At 69.0% G+C, this 19,544-nt stretch carries 17 protein-coding genes and 1 pseudogene; 17 read left to right on the top strand and 1 reads right to left on the bottom strand.

Features of this window, described 5'->3' with window-relative positions; genetic code table 11:
* Window positions 1–43: 43 nt before the first annotated feature.
* From polX to IPN47_03955, 4 genes are all read left to right on the top strand, one after another.
* Window positions 44–1,825 (top strand): DNA polymerase/3'-5' exonuclease PolX, encoded by a 1,782-nt coding sequence (gene polX, locus IPN47_03970; protein MBK9407203.1) that lies wholly within the window; start codon window positions 44–46, stop codon window positions 1,823–1,825.
* 109 nt (window positions 1,826–1,934) lie between these two features.
* A complete protein-coding gene (gene nth / locus IPN47_03965) occupies window positions 1,935–2,759 on the top strand; it encodes an endonuclease III (protein MBK9407202.1) in 825 nt (274 codons plus the stop codon).
* 134 nt (window positions 2,760–2,893) lie between these two features.
* A complete protein-coding gene (locus tag IPN47_03960; GenBank protein MBK9407201.1) occupies window positions 2,894–3,352 on the top strand; it encodes a peptidylprolyl isomerase in 459 nt (152 codons plus the stop codon).
* Between the two features lie 23 nt (window positions 3,353–3,375).
* The gene (locus tag IPN47_03955; GenBank protein MBK9407200.1) at window positions 3,376–3,534 is read left to right on the top strand and encodes a hypothetical protein; all 159 of its coding nucleotides are present in this window, start codon (window positions 3,376–3,378) and stop codon (window positions 3,532–3,534) included.
* Window positions 3,535–3,660: 126 nt separating this feature from the next.
* On the opposite strand, the gene IPN47_03950 is transcribed toward IPN47_03955, so the two are convergent.
* Entirely contained in the window at window positions 3,661–4,755 is a 1,095-nt protein-coding gene (locus tag IPN47_03950; protein ID MBK9407199.1) for a DUF4097 family beta strand repeat protein, read from the bottom strand.
* A 202-nt stretch (window positions 4,756–4,957) separates the two neighbouring features.
* Between IPN47_03950 and IPN47_03945 the strand changes: the two genes are divergently transcribed.
* The 13 genes and pseudogenes from IPN47_03945 (at window position 4,958) to IPN47_03885 (ending at window position 19,526) form a co-directional block, all read left to right on the top strand.
* A complete protein-coding gene (locus IPN47_03945) occupies window positions 4,958–5,725 on the top strand; it encodes a TetR/AcrR family transcriptional regulator (GenBank protein MBK9407198.1) in 768 nt (255 codons plus the stop codon).
* The gene (locus IPN47_03940; protein ID MBK9407197.1) at window positions 5,718–7,097 is read left to right on the top strand and encodes a TolC family protein; all 1,380 of its coding nucleotides are present in this window, start codon (window positions 5,718–5,720) and stop codon (window positions 7,095–7,097) included. The genes IPN47_03945 and IPN47_03940 overlap by 8 nt, the downstream gene beginning before the upstream one ends.
* Before the next feature lie 64 nt (window positions 7,098–7,161).
* Window positions 7,162–8,271, top strand: a complete 1,110-nt coding sequence (locus IPN47_03935; GenBank protein MBK9407196.1) for an HlyD family secretion protein — start codon at window positions 7,162–7,164, stop codon at window positions 8,269–8,271.
* A gap of 72 nt (window positions 8,272–8,343) precedes the next feature.
* A complete protein-coding gene (locus IPN47_03930) occupies window positions 8,344–9,888 on the top strand; it encodes a DHA2 family efflux MFS transporter permease subunit (GenBank protein ID MBK9407195.1) in 1,545 nt (514 codons plus the stop codon).
* Window positions 9,889–10,101: 213 nt separating this feature from the next.
* Entirely contained in the window at window positions 10,102–10,698 is a 597-nt protein-coding gene (locus IPN47_03925; protein MBK9407194.1) for an HDIG domain-containing protein, read from the top strand.
* 67 nt (window positions 10,699–10,765) lie between these two features.
* Window positions 10,766–11,386 carry a sigma-70 family RNA polymerase sigma factor gene (locus IPN47_03920; GenBank protein ID MBK9407193.1) on the top strand — a complete coding sequence of 207 codons (621 nt, stop codon included), beginning with the start codon at window positions 10,766–10,768 and terminating at the stop codon, window positions 11,384–11,386.
* The gene (locus IPN47_03915) at window positions 11,383–11,778 is read left to right on the top strand and encodes a hypothetical protein (GenBank protein ID MBK9407192.1); all 396 of its coding nucleotides are present in this window, start codon (window positions 11,383–11,385) and stop codon (window positions 11,776–11,778) included. The genes IPN47_03920 and IPN47_03915 overlap by 4 nt, the downstream gene beginning before the upstream one ends.
* A gap of 11 nt (window positions 11,779–11,789) precedes the next feature.
* On the top strand, window positions 11,790–12,167 hold the full coding sequence (locus IPN47_03910; protein ID MBK9407191.1) for a hypothetical protein: 378 nt from the start codon (window positions 11,790–11,792) through the stop codon (window positions 12,165–12,167).
* Between the two features lie 40 nt (window positions 12,168–12,207).
* Entirely contained in the window at window positions 12,208–13,476 is a 1,269-nt protein-coding gene (locus tag IPN47_03905) for a TolC family protein (GenBank protein ID MBK9407190.1), read from the top strand.
* Between the two features lie 95 nt (window positions 13,477–13,571).
* Window positions 13,572–15,344 carry an efflux RND transporter periplasmic adaptor subunit gene (locus IPN47_03900; protein ID MBK9407189.1) on the top strand — a complete coding sequence of 591 codons (1,773 nt, stop codon included), beginning with the start codon at window positions 13,572–13,574 and terminating at the stop codon, window positions 15,342–15,344.
* A 20-nt stretch (window positions 15,345–15,364) separates the two neighbouring features.
* On the top strand, window positions 15,365–16,582 hold the full coding sequence (locus tag IPN47_03895) for an ABC transporter permease (GenBank protein MBK9407188.1): 1,218 nt from the start codon (window positions 15,365–15,367) through the stop codon (window positions 16,580–16,582).
* A 209-nt stretch (window positions 16,583–16,791) separates the two neighbouring features.
* On the top strand, window positions 16,792–17,325 hold the full coding sequence (locus IPN47_03890; protein ID MBK9407187.1) for a PadR family transcriptional regulator: 534 nt from the start codon (window positions 16,792–16,794) through the stop codon (window positions 17,323–17,325).
* 270 nt (window positions 17,326–17,595) lie between these two features.
* A pseudogene (locus IPN47_03885) lies at window positions 17,596–19,526 on the top strand (potassium transporter Kup).
* Window positions 19,527–19,544 lie beyond the last annotated feature (18 nt).

Genomic DNA, 19,544 nt, shown 5'->3' with positions numbered 1-19,544 from the left:
GCCGCAGGGGGAACGGAGCGGACCTCGGGCGTATATTGGGCGCATGCTGTCGCCGCGCGCCGCCGCCCACGTGCTCGCCGAAATCGCCACGCTGCTCGAACTGCGTGGCGAATCGCGTCTCGCGTCTGGCGCCTACGAGACGGCCTCACGCGCCCTCTCCCTGCTCGCCGTCGACGACCTCACCCCGCTCCTGCGCACGGGCGACGTCGCCGTGCTTGGCCCCGTCGGCCCGGACGCCCTCGACGTCCTGCGCGACGTGGCCGAGACCGGCGATTCGCAGTTCCTGGAGCAGCTGCGAGAGAACACCCCCGAGGGCCTCCTCGAGATGCTCCGGGTCCCCGGCCTGGGAACGGCGAGGATCCACCGCATTCACGAGGGGCTTGGCATCGAGTCGCTGCACGAGCTCGAACAGGCGGCGCGCGACGGACGGCTCGCGTCGCTGCCGCACTTTGGCCAGCGCACCGCGGAGAAGGTGCTGCGCGGGATCGCGAACCTGCGGGAGAGCGGGGCGCGCGTGCTGTATCCACACGCGGCACTCGACGCCGAGCGACTGCTGGCCGCGGTGCGCGCGCACCCCGATGTGTTGCGCGCCGAGGTGGCCGGCTCGATCCGGCGCCGCTGCGAGACGATTGCAGACATCGACATCGTCGCCGCCGTCCGCGGCACGCCATCGCTCGTGGCCGCGGACTTCGCGCATGGGCGTGGCGTGCGCGAGGTGCTGGGGGGCGGCGCCCCGTCGCTCACCATCCGCTACGACGACGGGACGCGCCTCGACCTGCGCTGCGTGAGCGAGGAGCGCTTCGTCGTCGCCTGGTGGTGGGCCACCGGGTGTGCGTTGCACTGCGTGCGCGTCGCCGGTGCCGCCGCCGCGCGCGGGATCACCATCGGCAGCGACGCCGTCCGCGACGCCGACGGACGCGCGATCCCGATCGCCGACGAGGCGGCGCTGTACGCCGCGGCCGGATTGCCGTTCATCGCCCCGGAGCTGCGCGAAGCGTTAGGCGAGGTGGACGAGGCCCCCCGGCTCCCCGAACTCGTGCAGCTGTCGGACATCCGCGGTGTGCTGCACTGCCACTCGCACTACTCCGACGGTGCGGGGACGATCCGCGAGCTCGCCGCGGCGGCGCACGCGCGCGGCTGGCGCTACCTCGGCGTCAGCGATCACTCGCAGTCGGCGTTCTACGCCGGGGGGCTCTCGCGCGAGGCGATCCTGCGCCAGCACGACGAGATCGACGCCGTCAACGCCACCATGTCCGATTTCCGCGTGCTCAAGGGGATCGAAGCCGATATCCTCCCCTGCGGCCGCGTCGACTACGACGCGACGATCCTCGACCGCTTCGACTACGTCATCGCCTCGGTGCACTCGCGCTTCGGCATGAACGAGGGACAGATGACCGACCGCGTGCTCAAGGCGATGGACGACCCCCACGTCACGATCGTCGGACACCCCACCGGACGGCTCCTGCTCACGCGCGAGCCGTATGCGATCAACGTCTCGGCGCTCCTGGAAAAGGCGGGGGCCGTCGGCGTGGCGATCGAGCTGAACGCCGATCCGCATCGCCTCGACCTGGATTGGCGCCACCTGCGCGAGGCGCACGCGCGCGGCGCGCGCATCGAGATCGGCCCCGACGCCCATTCCGTCGCCGGGCTCGACCACGTGGCACTCGGCGTCGGCGTGGCGCGAAAGGGGTGGTTGTCGCGCGCCGACGTGCTCAACGCCGGCGACGCCGACGACGTGATCGCCTTCGCCAACGCGCGACGTCACGGCGCCAGCGCCACCGCGCGCTCGACCACTACGTCCACCGGGTTCACGCATGCCGGCTAGTCGTCGCCCACCAGCCACGCGGAGCCGCGCCGCGTCAGCCGCCACACCGGCACCGAGCGGGCGACCGACAGCGTTGAAGCCGTCCAACGATGGAAAGCAGGCGACCCCCATGCCCAAGCGGCTTCAGGGGCCTGTTGCGAAGGAAACGACCAACGTCACGGCGAAGGCGAAGGCGGCGGCGGCGGCGGCGGCGGCAACGGCAACGGCAACGGCGAAAGCGAACGCCGCGAAAAAGGGGAAGACCGCGGGGAAGAGCACGGGAGCCACGCAGCCACGGCCACGCACCGCCCTCCGCAACGCGACCCCCGAGGCCGCCGCGATCGTCTACCGCGAACTCCTCGCGCTCTATCCTGACGCGCACTGCGAGCTCGACTTTCACTCGCCGTATCAGCTCCTCGCCGCGACGATCCTCAGCGCGCAGTGCACCGACAAGCGCGTGAACATGACGACCCCCGAGCTCTTTCGCCGTTTCCCCACGCCGGCCGCCCTGGCGGCGGCGGCGCAGGGCGAAGTGGAGGAGATCGTCAAGAGCACCGGCTTCTTCCGTGCGAAGGCCAAGTCGCTCATCGGGATGGCCGGCGCCCTCACCGACCGCCACGGCGGCGAGGTCCCGCCACGGATGGAGGCGCTGGTCGTGCTCCCCGGCGTGGGACGCAAGACGGCGAACGTGGTCCTGGGGAATGCGTTCGGCATCAATGTCGGCGTCGTGGTCGATACGCACGTGGGACGCCTCGCGATCCGGCTCGGCCTAACGAGCGAGACCGACCCGCTCAAGGTGGAGTCGGCGCTCATGCAGCTCTTCCCCTCGGAGCAGTGGACGATGCTCTCGCACCTCCTCATCTGGCACGGGCGCCGCGTCTGCGACGCGCGGAAGCCCCGGTGTGGCGCCTGCACCCTCGCCCCGCGCTGCCCCTCCGCCCAGCTCCCCGCATAGCCGTCGGCCGAGACGATCCCCCGGGTGGCCCTGCACGGGGCGAGGCCGCCGCTCCCGGTTGGCGTTTCGGGCCAGCCCGTTACTTTGCAGGCAGTTCTCCCACCGTCCTGCCCTTCCGCCTTCCCGTCTTCCTCATGAAGTCCGCCACGATTGTCACCTCGAAGGGGACCCTCACGCTCGAGCTGTACGACGCCGAGGCCCCGATCACCGTCGCCAACTTCGAGAAGCTCGCCAACAGCGGCTTCTACGACGGGTCCAAGTTCCACCGCGTCATCCCGGAGTTCGTCGTGCAGGGCGGCGACCCGTACTCCAAGGGTGGAGAGCATGCCAAGGGCCCCGTGGGGACCGGCGGCCCGGGATGGAAGATCAAGTGCGAGACGGCGGGGAACCCGCACAAGCACGAGTTGGGCTCGCTCTCCATGGCGCACGCCGGAAAGGACACCGGCGGCTCGCAGTTCTTCATCGTGCTCAATCCCGACAACTGCCGCCACCTCAACGGCGTGCACACCGTCTTCGGGAAGGTCACCGCTGGCCTCGACATCCTGCCGACCATCAAGCAGAATGACGAGATGATTTCGGCCAAGGTCGACTAATCGCCCCCCTCGAGAGCCATCACATGTCCCACCACCAGTCGAGCGACAAGGGCGCCGCGTTCACCGGCCTCATTGTCACCTCCGTCGCGCTCTTCCTCCTCGCCTTCGGCATCGTGAAGTGGACGAACGCCAAGTTCGCCGGCCACGAGCCGGGCAAGGCGCCCGCGGCCGCGGAGCACTAGGACCCGGCAGCCGCGACCGCCGGACGAAGAGAAGGGCCCGGTTCGCTCATGCGACCCGGGCCCTTGCCTTACTCGACAGCTGCAGGACGTGACCGCGATCGGCGCCGCGGCCCGGACGTGCGGCGCCTATCGCGCGCGACGGCGCAACGTGACGCCGCCAGACCCGCTGTCGATCCGGATGCGCCCGCGTCCGTCGCCGATCGTCCCGGACAGGGCGTCGCGGTCGCGGCGCGTCACGGTCATGGCGACGTCGACGTCGATCCCGCCGCTCCCCGAGTCGATGTCGACCGCCGCCCCTAACGACTCGGGCACCTGGACCGTCACGGCCCCCGACCCCGCGTCGATCGTGAGCCGGTCGACGTCCGACAGGAGCCCCACCTCCACCGACCCGCTCCCGCTGTCGAGGGAGATGACCTTGGCACGCACGTCGGACAGGCGCACACGCCCGGACCCCGTATCCCCCCACAGCTCCTCGACGTCGATCCCGCTCCCCTTGAACGACCCCGACCCCGTGTCGAGGCGCAGCTCCCGCCCCTTCATCCCGGTCACTGTCGCCCCCCCGGAGCCGGAGTCGAGGATCACGCGCCCTTCGGCGTCGCTCACGTTCACCTCACCGGAGCCGGTGTCGAGCAGCAGCGCCCCCCGGGTGTGCGACGTCGTGACGTCGGCCGCCTGGACATCCACCGTGATATCGCCGTCGACGTTGGTGACCACCGCCTCGCCCGCCGCGAGGTGGACTTCGATCGACGTCCCCGTGGGAACCGCGACGCGGACGTCGGCATAGCCGCGGAATCCGCGCCCCGACGAGACGATCTCGACGCGATCGCCCCGCCCCCATCCGCCACGTCCGTCGCCGAACGTCCCGTCGCGCGCGACGTTGACCTGGGTACGCCCCCAGTTCCCCCAGCGCCCCCCGTTCCCCTTCTCGCCACTGCGGCGCTCGAAAACGATGCGATCGTCGGGGTAGATGACGCGCAGCGTCTCGCGCCCACCGATCTCGCCGGTTTCGACCTTGAGGCGTGCGCCGTCGCTCCCCTGTCGGTCGACCGTGACCGCCACCTCGCTCCCGCTCCCCCCTTCGAGGCGGATCGATCCCACCAGGTTGTAGATCGCGACCCGGCTCCCCTTGAGGAGCCGCCGCTCGCCGCCCTGCGCGAGGGCGAGGTCGCTCGCGAACAGCGTCGCGGCAACGGCGGCCGCCAGGAACGTCGGGAGCTTCATGCGCACGTTCATCGATCCCCCAGAAGCGTGAGTCCGGCGCCTTGTCCGATTGCGGGCGCCCGACCCTCTGACAGCGAGCGAATGCAGTTGGTTTGTGGAGGGAGAGGCGAGACGGACCCCCGATCGCGTCCATCTAAGCGAGATCTTCGCGTTGGGGCGGCTGCCGTGGTCGCCGCTAATAACTTACCGTCCAGTCACTAACATGGACTCTGCTCCCATGATCGCCCCCGACATGGCGCACGGCGCCGATCGCGCCGCCGCGCCGCCTGAGGCGCCCGCCTCCGTCGCCGTCCTCGCCGAATCGCCGGCGCCGCGCTGGCGTCGACTCCCGGAGGAACGCCCCCGCCAGCTCATCGAGGCCGCCTTCGAGGTCTTCAGCGACACTGGTCTCGAAGGGGCGCGCCTCGACGAGATCGCCCGCCGCGCCGGCGTCTCGAAGGGGACGATCTACCTCTACTTCACGAGCAAGGAGGAACTCTTCCGCGCGGTCGTCGAGGCCAAGGTCATCTCCGTGATCGAGGCCGCGGAGCAAGACGCCGAACGTCGCGCCCATGAAGAGCTCCCCGGGGTCGACGACCTGCGGCGCTACATGACGATGCAGTGGAACCACCTGCGCTCCCCGACCTACCTCGCGATGTACCGCCTGGTGCACGCCGAGCTGCATCACTTTCCCGACCTCATGCGCTTCTACGGCAACGAGGTCGTCGAACGGTCGTTGCGCCTGACGGCAAGCCTCATCGCCCGCGGCATCGCGCGCGGCGACTTCGTCGCCGCCGACCCGCTCGTCACCGCGCGACTCGTCACCTCCCTGCTCCTCACGCACGCCCTGTGGTACGAACGACGGACCCTGTTCGACTCGAGCATGAGCGACTGCGCCGATACCGTGCGCGACTCGGTCATCGAGTTCGCCCTGCGCAGCCTCGTCCCGCCTCACGGGGCCGCGACGCCCCCGACCGTCCCCGATGCCTGATTCTCGCTCCCCACGCGCCGCCCGGCGCAGGGGCCGTGACGCCACGCGCCTGGTCGTCACGCTCCTCCTGCCACTCGCAGCCGTCCCCTCCCTCGCCGCACAGGCACCGGCCGCGCGCCGCGTGTCGTTAGGTGATGTCGTCCGACTCGCCACCGAGCAGAACGCCGGCGTCGAGGTCGCGCACGCGCGAACCGCACAGGCCGCGGCGCGCATCCGCCTGCGCCGCGCCGACCTCCTGCCGAACATCTCCGCGTCCGCGGTCGAGGCCGGACGCACCTTCAACACGGCCACCTTGGGCTTCGCCTTCAGGGGCGCCGACGGCAGCTCCTTCTTCAATCCCGACGGTGAGGTCCTGGGGCCGGTGCTCAGCACCGACCTCCGCGCCCGCGTCTCGCAGGTCCTGTTCGACGCCGGCGCACTGGAGCGGCTGCGCGTGGCCCGCACCGCCGCCACCGCCGCCGGCACCGAAGCCGACGTGGCCGCGGAGCGAGCGGCCGGGCAGGCCGCCGCGGGCTACGTCCGCCTCCTGCGTGCCGACGCCCAGATCGCCGCCCGTCGCGCCGACTCCACGCTCGCCGCCGACCTGCTCGGCATCGCCCAGGACCAGCTCACGGCCGGCGTGGGAGTGGCGCTCGACGTGACGCGCGCCCGTTCGCAGGCCGCGCAGATCCGCGCCCAGCAGGTGGCCGCTCGCCTCGAGCGCGATCGCGCCGCGCTCGAGTTGTCGCGCATCCTCGGCCTCGCCCCGGACGAACGACTCATCGCCGCCGACTCGCTGGCCGCCCTCGCCCTCCCCGAAACGGCACCACGCGACCTCGACCTCGCCGTGGCGCAGCGCCCGGACATTCGCGCGCTCGACGCGCAACTCGTCACCGCCACGCAGGCCGAACGGGCCATCCGGCGCGACAAGCTTCCCACGCTGTCGGCCTTTGGAGATCACGGCCCCATCGCCGGCGACGGCACGTCGTACCTCCGCACCTATTCCTGGGGGGTGCAGCTCTCCGTCCCGATCTTCGCCGGCTTCCGCAACGAAGGACGCCTCGAGGAGCAGGCCGCGGCCCGGCACGAACTCGAGGTGCACCGTCGCGACCTCGCCCGTCAGGTCGGGCTCGACGTTCGCGGCGCACGCGACGAACTCGCCGCCACCCGCGAACAGCTCGACGCCGCCCGTGAGCGCGTCGCCCTCGCCGACCAGGAGCTCGCCCAGGCCCGCGAGCGCTTCCGGGCTGGGGTGTCGGGCAACGCCGATGTCGTCACCGCGTCGTTAGGGCTCAACGCCGCCCGCACGCTCGTGATCGATGCCCTCACCGCCTGGCACGTCGCGCGCATCTCGCTCGCCCGCGCCCAGGGAGATGCCCGCTCGCTTCGCTGACGCGACGATCCCGTCTCGCCAGCGCACCGCCCCCGTCGATCGTCACCGCCCTTTGCCATCGGTCATGTCCACTGCTGCCCCCCTCGAAGCGCCCCCCCCGTCAGCCCCCACGTCACCCGCCGCTGCGCGCGGCGCGACACGCCAGCGCATCGTGCTCGGCATCGTCGGTGTCGCCGCGATCGCCGGCATCGCTGCCGGGGTGCGTTCGTGGAGCTTCGGCCGCACCCACGCCTCCACCGACAACGCCCAAGTGGATGGGCACATCATCCCCGTGGTCAGCCGCGTCGGAGGCTTCGTGGCCGACATTCGCGTACGCGAGAACGAACGCGTGAAGGCCGGCGACACGCTCCTCGTGCTCGACGACAGCGAGTTCCGCGTGCGCCTCGCCCAGGCCGACGCCGACCTCGAGGCCGCGCGCGCCGTCGCCGGGAGCAAGGGCATCGCCGGGCAGTCCGAGACGGTCGTGCGCTCCGCGACCAGCCAGCGCGCCTCGGTCGAGGCGCAGGTCGCCGCCGCCCGCGCCAACCTGCAGAAGGCCCAGGCCGACCTCGGGCGCATGCAGGAGCTGGTCGCGAAGCAGATCGTCTCCCGACAGCAACTCGATGCCGCCGAGCTCGCGGTGCGCGCCTCGACCGCCAACCTGGAGTCGGCGGAGCGACAGGCGGCCGGCGCGAGTGCCGGCGTGGAGAATGCGCAGGTCGGCACGCGGCTGGCGCGCGCACGCCTTGCCTCGGCGCAGGCGGTGCGTGACAACGCCGCGTTGCAGCTGACGTACACGCGCATCGTCGCCCCGCGCGACGGTTACGTCTCGCGCAAGCAGGTCGAGGCCGGACAGCTCGTGCAGGCCGGCCAGCCCGTGCTCACGGTGGTCGACGACCAGGACACCTGGGTCTCCGCCAACTTCAAGGAAACGCAGTTGGCGTCGCTCCGCGTGGGGCAGCCGGCCGACTTCGACGTGGATGCGTACGAGGGCTGCGTGGCGACCGGGCGCGTCGAATCGCTCAGCGCCGCGACCGGCGCGAGGTTCGCCCTCATCCCGCCCGACAACGCCACCGGCAACTTCACCAAGGTCGTCCAGCGCGTCCCCGTGCGCATCGCCATCACCACGGGATGCGGCCCCGACCGCCCGCTGCGCCCCGGGATGTCGGTCACCGTCCACGTGAAGACCCGTTAGGCGGACATGAGCAGTGCCGCCCTCCCGTCTGCCGTCTCCCGTCTCCCGTCCGTCGCACGGGCGGATGCGGACGTGGACAAGTACAAACACAAGTACAAGATCGCCATCGCCGTGACGCTGGCGGCGGTGCTCGAGCTCATCGACACCTCGATCGTGAACGTGGCCATTCCCCACATGATGGGGAACCTGGGGGCCACGGTCGACGAGATCACGTGGGTCTCGGTCGGCTACATCGTGGCCAACGTCATCGTCATCCCGATGTCCGGGTGGCTCTCCGGCTTCTTCGGGCGCACGAAGTACCTGACCGGCTCCATCCTGCTCTTCGTGGTTGCCTCGTTCTTCTGCGGCGCCTCCACTTCGTTAGGGATGCTCGTGGGCTGGCGCGTGATCCAGGGGATCGGCGGCGGCGCCCTGCTCTCCACCGCACAGTCGACGCTCTTCGAGGCCTTCCCACCGGAGGAAGTCGCCGTGGGGCAGGCGATGTTCGGCATCGGGGTCATGGTCGGCCCCACCATCGGCCCGACGTTAGGTGGGTGGATCACCGACAATTACAACTGGCCCTGGATCTTCTACATCAACATCCCGCTCGGCATCCTCGCGGCCATCATGGTCGCGTCGTACGTCAAGGACTCCGAGCACCAGGAGCGCACGTCCACGATCGATGGCACCGGGATCTTCCTGCTCGCGCTCTGCATCGGATCGTTGCAGTGGATGCTCGAGCGAGGGGAACGCTACGATTGGTTCGAGTCGCGCTTCATCACCGTCCTCGCTGCCACGTCGCTCGTCTCTGGTGTCCTCCTCGTCTGGCGTGAGCTCACGATCGACGAGCCGGTGATCAACTTCCGCGTCCTCAAGAGCCGGCAACTCGCCGCCGGCGTCGCCTTTGCCGCGGCGCTGGGGCTCTCGCTGTACGGCGGCATCTTCGTCCTCCCGATCTTCCTGCAGCAGCTGCACGGGCTGACCGCATCGCAGACCGGCTTCCTGCTCCTCCCGGGGGCGCTCTCGTCGGCCTTCGTCATGGCCACGATGTCACGCTTGCGCGGCAAGGTCGACGCGCGCTACACCATCACCATCGGCGCCCTCGGCTTCCTCTGGTCGATGTGGCTCCTGTCGCGCCTCACGCTCGACAGCGGGACCGGCGACATCTTCTGGCCGCTCATCCTGCGCGGCCTCGCCCTGGGGCTGATCTTCGTCCCGCTCACCAACGCCTCGATGGCCGACCTGCACCCGCGCGACCTGGCGCAGGGGACGGGGCTGTTCAACCTCATGCGCCAGCTCGGCGGGTCGTTAGGCATCGCGATCATGGCGACGCTGCTCGGGCGCTGGACCACCGCGCAGCGGGCCGTCCTCACCGAGCACGTCGGCGCCACCGACCCCGAGACGCTCCAGCGCCTCGACCTGCTCACCCGCGGAGCCATGGCGCACGGCGCCAGCGCCCTCGACGCCAAGGCCCAGGCGGTTGCCATCCTCTCGCGGCAGATCGGCGTGCAGGCGTCGGTCATCGGCTTCTCCAAGGTGTACCTCCTGAACGGGATCCTCCTCGTGAGCGCCCTCCCCCTCCTGCTCGTCTGGCGCACCGGGCGTGCGCGCGGCGCCGGTGCCCCCCCGGCGCACTAGCCTCGCACCGGCGACCGGCTGGCGTCGACCGCAGGGAGCCGGCCCGTCGTGCGCGCAGGGGCGCGGGCGGGAGCCGGCGACACGTACACGACGCACGGCGGCCCGGTCCCCCTCCCTCCGGGGGGCGGTCGCTGAGCCACCGAGGCGCTAGAATTGTCGGTCCCCACTCCACGGGGCCCTTCGGGCCCAGCCGTCTCCCCCTTCCGTCTCCCCATGACGCTCCCCACGCGCGACGACGCGCTCGCCCTGATGCACGAATTCACCCCCAGCGAGTCGCTCCGGAAGCACATGTACTCGGTCGAAGCCGCGATGCGGGCCTACGCCACCGCGTGGGGCGAAGATGTGGAACGCTGGGGACTGGCCGGGCTGATGCACGACTTCGACTACGAACGCTGGCCCAACGCCGAGCATCTGGCCGACGCCGAGCACCCGGCCGAGGGGGTGCGCCTCCTGCGCTCGCGCGGCTATCCCGAAGACGTGCTGCAGGCGATCCTTGGGCACGCCCACTATTCGGGCGTCGCCCGGGAAACTCGCATGGCCAAGGCACTCTTTGCCGTCGACGAGCTCACGGGACTCATCACCGCCACCGCGCTGGTCAAGCCGAGCAAGAGCGTCCACGACGTCGATGCCCGGTCGGTGCTGAAGAAGATGAAGGACAAGGGCTTCGCCCGGGGCGTGAGTCGCGACGATGTCATTAACGGAGCGGCCGAACTGGGCGTCGAACTCGAGGCGCACATCCAGTTCGTCATCGGCGCCATGCAGGCCAAGGCGGCCGACCTGGGACTGGCGGGGACTCCGGCGACAGCCTGAAGCGCCCCGGCTCAACACTGCATCGACGCGACGCGTTCTACGGGAGACGACACTACGCTGAGAGACTGTGACGACTGCGTTCATCCCGACCCCGCTCGGCCCCACCGTGAGCATCCCGTCCCGCCGGATCATGTCCGACGCCGAACGGACTGATCGCGAGCGGGAGCACCTGCTGGTCGTGGCCGCGCAGCGAGGGGAGAACGAGTCCTTCGCTGCGCTCGTGCGCCTGCACCAACGGCGCGCGTACGCGGTCGCGCGGTCGATCGTCATCACGCACGAGGACGCGGAGGACGCGGTCCAGGAAGGATTCCTGCACGCCTACCGGGCGCTGCACCGCTTCCTGCCAGACCAGGCCTTCGGGGCCTGGCTGCACCGGATCGTGGCCAACGCGGCGCTCGACATCACCCGCCGCCGCAAGGTGCGCGATGCTGACTCGCTGGCCGACACGATCGCCTCGCCGTTCCGCGACCCGGCGGAGTCCGACGAGCTCCGGCGACGCCTCTCCACGGCGCTCGAGACGTTAGGCGATCGCCAGCGCAGCGTGATCGTCTTGCACGACCTGGAAGGCTACAAGCACGCAGAGATCGGCCGGATGCTGGGCATTCCCGAGGGAACGGCCCGTTCCGACCTTCATCATGCCCGCGCCAGGCTTCGCCAGGCGCTCGGCGAAATTCGGAGTCAGCTATGACCATCGTGCGCGGTGACAACCGCGAGAGGCAGGACGACGATTCGCGCGACGAGGACGTCGCCGGGGCGCTACGCCAGCTGTATGCAGCCCCCACCGACGATTCGTACTGGAACACGCTGGAACGCCGCATCATGCAGGCGGTGGCAGCAGAGCGCGCGCGGGAGTGGTGGTCGTACTTCCCGGGCTGGGTGCGTCTCGGCGTGTCTGCCGCCGCCGCCGCCGCCCTGGTCGCCGCCCTTGCCTCGTGGCACACGCGCACCACGCAGCAACGCATGGCGTTCGAGGAGCTCATGGGCGCGCAGAACGAGATTCCGCTCCTGACCGAGTCCGATCGCAGTGAACGCAGCGCCGAGCGCGAGGCGACGCTGCGCTACCTCATCCGGCACGACTGAGCCGCGCCGACATGAAGGACTCCAAGAACCTGGCCCTGATGTTCCTCCTCGGCGCCTTCCTCACGGGAGGGGTGCTGGGCTTCACGGCCAACGGCTACATGAAGCGTGACCAGGTGTGCACGAGTGGCAACGGTTCCACCAACCTGCTCGCCACGCTCTCCGAGCGCCTGCGCCTCTCCAGCGACCAGCAGCACACCGTCGATTCGATCCTCGATGACCGCAGCCGGCAGTATCGCGCCCTCACCGAACCGATTCGCCCGCAGGTCGATGCCATCAAGGAAAATGCCCGCGAACAGATCCGCCGAGTCCTCACCGAGGAACAAAAACGGGAGTTCCAGGCGCTCATCGAAGAGCTGAACGACTCAACGCGCACGAATCGAGACGAGTGAAATGATACGCAGGCTTTTCGCAGTTGTCCTCCTGACTCCATTGAGTCTCGGGGCCCAGGGCGTCGCCAGTGGCGGCGCCCGACCTGTTTCGCTGGAAGAGGCGGTGAAGCTCGCCCAGCAGAACGCCCCGGCAGCCATTCAGGCGCGCGGCCAGATCCGAACGTCCGACGCGGCGATTCGCTCCGTCTACGGCAGCTACCTTCCGTCGCTCTCCCTGAGCTACGGAAGCAACAAGCAGGGCGGCGAGACCTTCTTCCAGGGCCAACTCGTCCCGTTCCGCGGCGACCCGTGGAACTTCAGTCGCGGCCTCAACTCCAGCCTGGAACTCTTCGACGGCGGACGCCGACTGTTCAACCTGCGAAGCGCCCGCGCCAACCTCACCGCCGCCGAGTCCAACGAACGACTGCAGCAGTTCCGTGTGGCCCTCGATGTGAAGCAGCAGTACTTCAATGTGCTCGCGGCCCGTGAGTCCCGGGCGGCGGCGGAAGCGCAACTCGCCCAGAGTACCGAGCAGCTCAAGTCGGCCACGGCGCGCGTGCGGGCCGGCGCCGCCACGGTCTCCGACTCGCTTCGATCCATCATTCAGGTCGGCAACGCGCGTCTCGCCGTCCTGACCGCCGAGAACACGCTGCGGGTGGCCAACGCCAACCTCACGCGCCTTGTGGGGACAACGTTCGAGGTCACCGCGGCGGAGGTCGCCTCCGGCGAGATGCCGCGTGTGTCGATCGACTCGGCCGAACTGGCGAATGCCTTGGAGGGGGCGCCCTCCGTCCTGCAAGCCAAGGCCGAACTGGCCGCCGCCGGCGCCTCGCGCCGCGCCGCCAAGACGCCGTACCTCCCGACGCTGAGCGTCTCGTACAACCTCTCGGGGAGCCGCACCGACAAGTCGTTCGATATCACCGGCGGAGAGTATGCGCGCTCCAACGCGCTCCGCTTTCAGCTCTCCTATCCGGTCTTCAACGGGTTCACGCGAGAGGAAAACGTCACCCGCACCAGCGTCGCCGAGCGCAATGCCGAAGCCCAGCTTCGCGATGCGCGCCTCACCGCCCGGCAGCAGCTCACGCAGCTCATCGGGTCGCTCGGGCTGGCGCAGGAACGCGCGGCGATCCAGATCGCGTCAGTTACCGCGGCGGAGGAGGATCTTCGGGTCCAGAGCCAGCGTTATGCCTTGGGTTCGTCCACCCTGCTCGACATTCTCACCTCGCAGTCACAGCTCAACTCCGCCCGGTTCGCCCTTATTCAGGCGCGCTACGACGCCCGCCTCGCCAAGGCACAGATCGAGGCGATCGTCGGCCGCGACCTGCCGTAGCCGTTCGTAGCGCTGCCCATCGCCCCGCCTCGCTAACACCCGCCTTCCACGCACGTCCAACGCTCGAAGTGGACGCCCCCAACGAGAGAATTCTGGTGAAACGTTCGTCCCTTGTGCTGCTCGCGGTGATCGCCTCGGCGGCCTGCGCGAAGAAGGTGGAGCAGAAGCTGGCCATCACCACGGCCACCGTCGGCCTCCGCACCATCGTCCTCGACGCCACCGCCTCGGGAGCGGTCGAACCGATCAACGTCGTCGAGGTCAAGTCCAAGTCGTCGGGACAGATCACGAAGATGACGGTGGAAACCGGGTCGCAGGTCTCGACCGGCGAACTCCTCGTGCAGCTCGACACGCGCGATGTGCAGAACCAGTACGATCAGGCCGACGCGGATCTCAACGCGGCCGAGGCCAGGCTGCAGGTCTCCGAAGCGCAGAAGAAGCGCTCCGACGACCTGTTCCAGCAGCGCATCATCACCGCGCAGGAGAACGAGACGGCGCGCCTCGACTACGCCAACGCGCAAGCGGCGGTGATTCGCGCCCGGACCTCGCTCGACCTCGCCAAGCAGCGCCTCGAGGACGCGACGGTGCGCGCCCCTGTTGTCGGGACGATCATCGAAAAGACCGTCTCGCTCGGCCAGGTGATCACGTCGGCCACCAGCGCCTTCGGCGGCGGGACGACGCTCCTCAAGATGGCAGACCTGAGCAAGGTCCGCATGCGCGCCCTCTTCAACGAGACCGACATCGGGAGCGTGCAGCCGGGGCAGCAGGCGACCGTCACGGTCGACGCATATCCCGACCGCCCGTTCAAGGGGACCGTCGAGAAGATCGAGCCGCAGGCCGTCGTGCAGCAGAGCGTGACGATGTTCCCGGTGCTCATCAACCTCAACAACGCCGAGGGGCTGCTCAAGCCCGGGATGAACGGTGAGGCGTCGGTGCTGGTCGACCGTCGGGAGAACGTCGTCGCGGTCCCCAACGATGCCGTGCGCACGGTGCGCGAAGCGCCGATGCTCGCCAACCAGCTGGGCCTCGACCAGGACTCGGTGAGCGCGCAGATCCAGGCGCAGCTCGCCTCGATGGGTGGGATGGGTGGCATGGGGCGCGGCGATGCCGGCGGCAGCCAGCGTACGCAGATCCCGCGCGAGATGCGCCGCATGATGCCCGGCGAGGTCGACCTCGCACCGCAGCAAGGACGTCCGCAGCTCCCCGAGGTCACCGACGCCGACTGCAAGAAGGTGTCGGACGCCATGAAGGCCAAGCCCGACCTGGCGCAGCAGCTCGCCGGGCTGCGGCAGAAGATGCAGAGCGGTGAGATCGACTTCGCCGCCCTGCGCACCGAATCGCAGCGATTGTATGCCGCGTTAGGCGTGGATGCACAGGTCGCGCGCGCCTGCCAGATGCGCACCAGCGGTGGCGCCGCCAACGCCCCCCAGGGCGCGGGGCCATCGGCGGCCCGCGAGTCGGGCACGCCGCGCGCGTCAGGCGAGGCGCCGGCAAACGCGCCCGGTGGAGCCGCACGCGCGGCACAGGGGGGAGGGCGGAGCGCGCAGGCCGGGGCAGCCGTCCCCCAGCCGCAGGGCGAGTTCCCCATGCGCACGCGCTCGCGTCCGGGCGTCGTCTTCGTGAAGGGGAATGCCGGCTTCGAGGCGCGCGTGGTGCGCCTGGGGCTCGGCAACTTCGACTACACCGAGGTCCTCTCCGGCCTCAAGGAAGGCGATGAGGTCGCCCTCCTCGGCGCCGCCGCGATCCAGGTCGCGCGCGACTCGAGCAACGCCCGCTTCCGCCAGATGACCGGCGGCGGCATGCCCGGGATGCAGAAGACGCAGGAGAAGTCGGGGAGTGGGTCCACCGGCGGTAGCGCGCCCAAGCAGTAACCGGGAAGCCATCCATGCTCATCGGCGAAATCTTTCGTGTCGCGTTAGGCGCCCTGCGCGCCAACAAGCTCCGGTCGCTCCTCACCATGCTGGGGATCGTCATCGGCGTCGGGTCGGTCATCGCCATGATCGCCCTCGGCACCGGGGCCCAGCAGGCGGTGAAGGACCGTATCACGGCGTTGGGGACGACGCTCCTCACCGTGTCGCCGGGGCAGATGTTCGGCCGCGGCGGCATTTCGTCGATGGACGATCGCGCCAAGCTCGTGATGAAGGACGCGACTGCCCTCGAGGAGCGTGGCACCCTGTTCCTCGCCGTGCAGCCGGAGATGTCGCGGAACATGCAGGTGCAGTACATGAACAAGAACACGAACACCAGCATCACCGGCACAACGGCCAACTATCTGACGGTCCGCAAGTACGAGCTGCAGGCCGGGCGCATGTTCAGCTCGCAGGAAGACAACGCCAAGGCGCGTCTCGCCGTGGTCGGCCCGGAAGTCGTGAAGAACATGGGGCTCGAGTCGCCCTTCGCCATCCTCGACGAGCCGATCCGCATTCGCGGCATCCAGTTCACCGTCATCGGCGTCCTCAAGTCCAAGGGGCAGTCGCAGCCGTGGATGAACCCCGACGACCAGATCCTCATCCCGCTCAACACGGCGCGCTTTCGCGTCATCGGGAGCGATCGCATCCGCTCCGTCTCGGTCCTCGCCAAGAGCGAGGAACAGATCCCCGAGACGATGGCCGAGATCCAGAAGATCCTGCGCCGCGAGCACAAGCTGCGGCAGGGGCGCCCGGACGACTTCAGCATCCGCAACCAGTCCGACTTCCTCTCGACGTTTGCCGAGACGACCGTCGTCTTCACCTACCTGCTGGCCGGGATCGCCGCCGTGTCGCTGGTGGTGGGTGGCATCGGGATCATGAACATCATGCTCGTGTCGGTCACCGAACGCACGCGCGAGATCGGCGTGCGCAAGGCGTTAGGCGCGACCCGGTTCAACATCCTGTTCCAGTTCCTCATCGAGGCCGTCGTGCTGTGCCTGATGGGGGGCTTCATCGGCATCCTGCTGGGTGGGGGCGCGGCGACCTGGTTGAGCAGCGCGTTCCAGTGGAACACGCAGATCTCGACGCAGTCGATCATGCTCGCCTTCGGCTTCTCCGCGCTGGTCGGGATCGTGTTCGGCGTGTGGCCAGCGAGACGTGCCGCGAAGCTCGACCCGATCAGCGCGCTGCGCTACGAGTAGCCGCGCTCGCGTGGCATGAGCGGGGGGAGGCGCCGCGAGGCTGCCTCCCCCTTTTCGATCTCCCCGGGCGATACATCTTGCGATATATCGGAGGTGACGATATATCTTACGATACATCGTCACGATATATCGGAGGAACCATGTTTTTCGATTGCGGACCGTGTGATCCCCCGGGCTCGTCCCGCGGGCGTTGGAGCTTCGGACCCGACGTGTACGGCTTCGTCTGGGGGGGCTCCGGTGGACGCAAGCGCGGTGGACCGCGCGGCGGCCGGATCTTCGAGCAGGGGGACCTGAAGTACGTCATCCTGCAGCTCCTGGCCGAGAAGCCCCGCCACGGCTACGAGGTCATCAAGGAGCTCGAGGAGCGATTCGCCGGCGCATACGCCCCGAGTGCGGGGACCGTGTATCCCACCCTCTCTCTGCTGGAGGATCTGGGCTACGCCACGGTCACCCCCGAGGAAGGGGGGAAGAAGATCTACACCATCACCGACGAAGGGCGCCGCTACCTGGAAGAGAATCGGTCCGCGGTCGATGACATCTTCGAGCGCATCGCCGAGCTGGGCGCGTCGTTCCTGAGCGATGGCATGGTCGAGATCAACCGGGCCATGGGGACGGTCGGCAAGGCGACCTACGCCTCCGCTTCGCGCTACTTCCGTGACAAGGAGAAGGTCGCCAAGGTGCGCGAGATTCTCGAGCGGGCCGCGCGGGAGATCGACGAGATCGTCGGCGGCACAAGGGTCTAGGTCGCGCCTCGGCCAGCGGTGACATTCACGCTGGAAACTGGGACGACCGACACTAGATTGGACGACGGGTCGCGGTGACTGCCGTGACCCGTTTTTTCGTCGCCTTACTCGAGCGGACGACGAAGAGCGATCCATCCCCAGTGTCTCCGGCTTCGTGCCGCGGTCGACGCACCCACAATGAGCGCAGAATCCGCCCCCGCGTCATCCGCGGAGGGCGACAGTAAGAGCCAGGCCACACCGTCTCTTGCGTCGATGACCGCGACCGGGACGATGACCGCCGAGGCCCGCGTGCCGCTGCAGCGGCACCACGCCGAGTCCAACCCGACCGGCAAGCGACTCGGTATCCTCACCCTGACCGCGCTCGGAGTCGTCTACGGCGACATCGGGACGAGTCCGTTGTACGCCCTGCAGGAGTGCTTCAAGCCCGAGTACGGACTGCGACCCACTGCCGAGAACGTGTACGGCGTCCTGTCGCTGATCCTCTGGTCGCTCCTCCTGATCGTGGCGGTCAAGTACATCGTCTTCATCATGCGGGCCGACAACCGTGGCGAAGGCGGGGTCTTTGCCTTGCTCGCGCTGATCCTTGCAGGACGCAACAGGAAAGCTGCGCATGAAGGCGAAGCGCGCTCATCATCGCCTTGGGCCTGTTCGGCGCGGCGCTCCTCTACGGCGACGGAATCATCACCCCGGCCATCTCGGTCCTCGGCGCGATGGAAGGGCTCAAGGTCGGCGCGCCGGCGTTCGAGCGGTTCGTCGTCCCCGCCACGCTCGCCATCATCGCCGTCCTGTTCTTCTTCCAGAAACACGGGACCGCCAAGGTGGGCGTGGTCTTTGGCCTGATCATGCTCACCTGGTTCTTGACGCATTGCGACGCTTGGCGTCGCCGAGCATCCTGGACCAGCCGCGTGTCTTGTGGGACGATGAACCCGTGGCATGCCGTGGAGTTCTTCGTCGATCACCCCATGCGGTCGTTCGTGGTGCTTGGCGCCGTCGTCCTTGCGGTGACCGGGGCCGAGGCGCTCTACGCCGACATGGGGCATTTCGGCCGCAAGCGTCCGATCCGCCTCGCGTGGTTCGCCCTCGTCCTCCCGGCGCTCCTGCTCAATTACTTTGGGCAGGGGGCGCTCCTCCTTCGGGACCCGAAAGCGGTGGAGAACCCGTTCTATCTCCTTGCCCCGCAGTGGTTCCTGATCCCCCTGCTCGTCATCGCCACACTGGCGGCGATCGTCGCGTCGCAGGCGCTGATCTCAGGCGCGTTCTCGCTGACGCAGCAGGCGGTGCAGTTGGGCTACACGCCGCGCGTGACCATCGTGCACACCTCCAAGCAGGAGGCGGGGCAGATCTATATTCCCGAGATCAACGTCCTGCTGGCCGTCGGGACGCTCCTGCTCGTGGCGACGTTCCGGTCGTCCACCGCGTTAGGCGCCGCCTACGGCGTCGCGGTGACCGGGACGATGGCGATTACGAACATTTTGTTCTACGAAATGGCCCGGACGCGTGGAACTGGTCGCTGGAAAGGCCGGGATGCTCATCGTGTGCATTCCTGATGATCGACCTCGCCTTCCTTTGCGCCAACCTGCTCAAGGTCCCGCACGGCGGATGGGTCCCGCTGGTGATCGCACTCATGACCTTTCGTCCTGATGACGACGTGGAAGCGAGGGCGCGTGCTCCTGCGCACCAAGCTCCTGGACCGCACGCTCCCCATCGCGACCTTCGTGGAGAGCATCGGTCACGGCGGCCCGGTGCGCGTGCCGGGGACGGCGATCTTCATGACGTCGGAGTCGGAAGGGACGCCGGTCGTCCTCCTGCACCACCTCAAGCACAACAAGGTGCTGCACGAGAAGGTGATCCTGCTCTCGATCCTGGCCCAGCAAGTCCCCGAGGTCCCGAGCAACGAGCGGCTCACGGTGGAGCCGTTGCAGCACGGGATCTATCGCGTGAAGGCGGCGTACGGTTTCATGGAGACGCCGAACGTCGAGGACATCCGCGCCCGCCTGCTGGAGGCGGGGATCAAGACCAAGCGGATGGACACGACGTACTACCTGGGCCGAGAAGACCTGATCTGCGCCAATGGCGTCGGCATGGCCCGTTGGCGCAAGAAGCTGTTCTCCATCATGGCGCGGAACGCGCGCTCCGCCACGCAGTACTTCGGCATCCCGGCCAACCGCGTGGTCGAGTTGGGGACGCAGATCGAGTTCTAGCGGGGCCGACGGGCGGGG

It is taken from the genome of Gemmatimonadota bacterium, from assembly GCA_016719105.1.
Taxonomy (GTDB): Bacteria; Gemmatimonadota; Gemmatimonadetes; order Gemmatimonadales; family Gemmatimonadaceae; genus SCN-70-22.
This window is presented reverse-complemented; position numbering and strand designations above follow the sequence as displayed.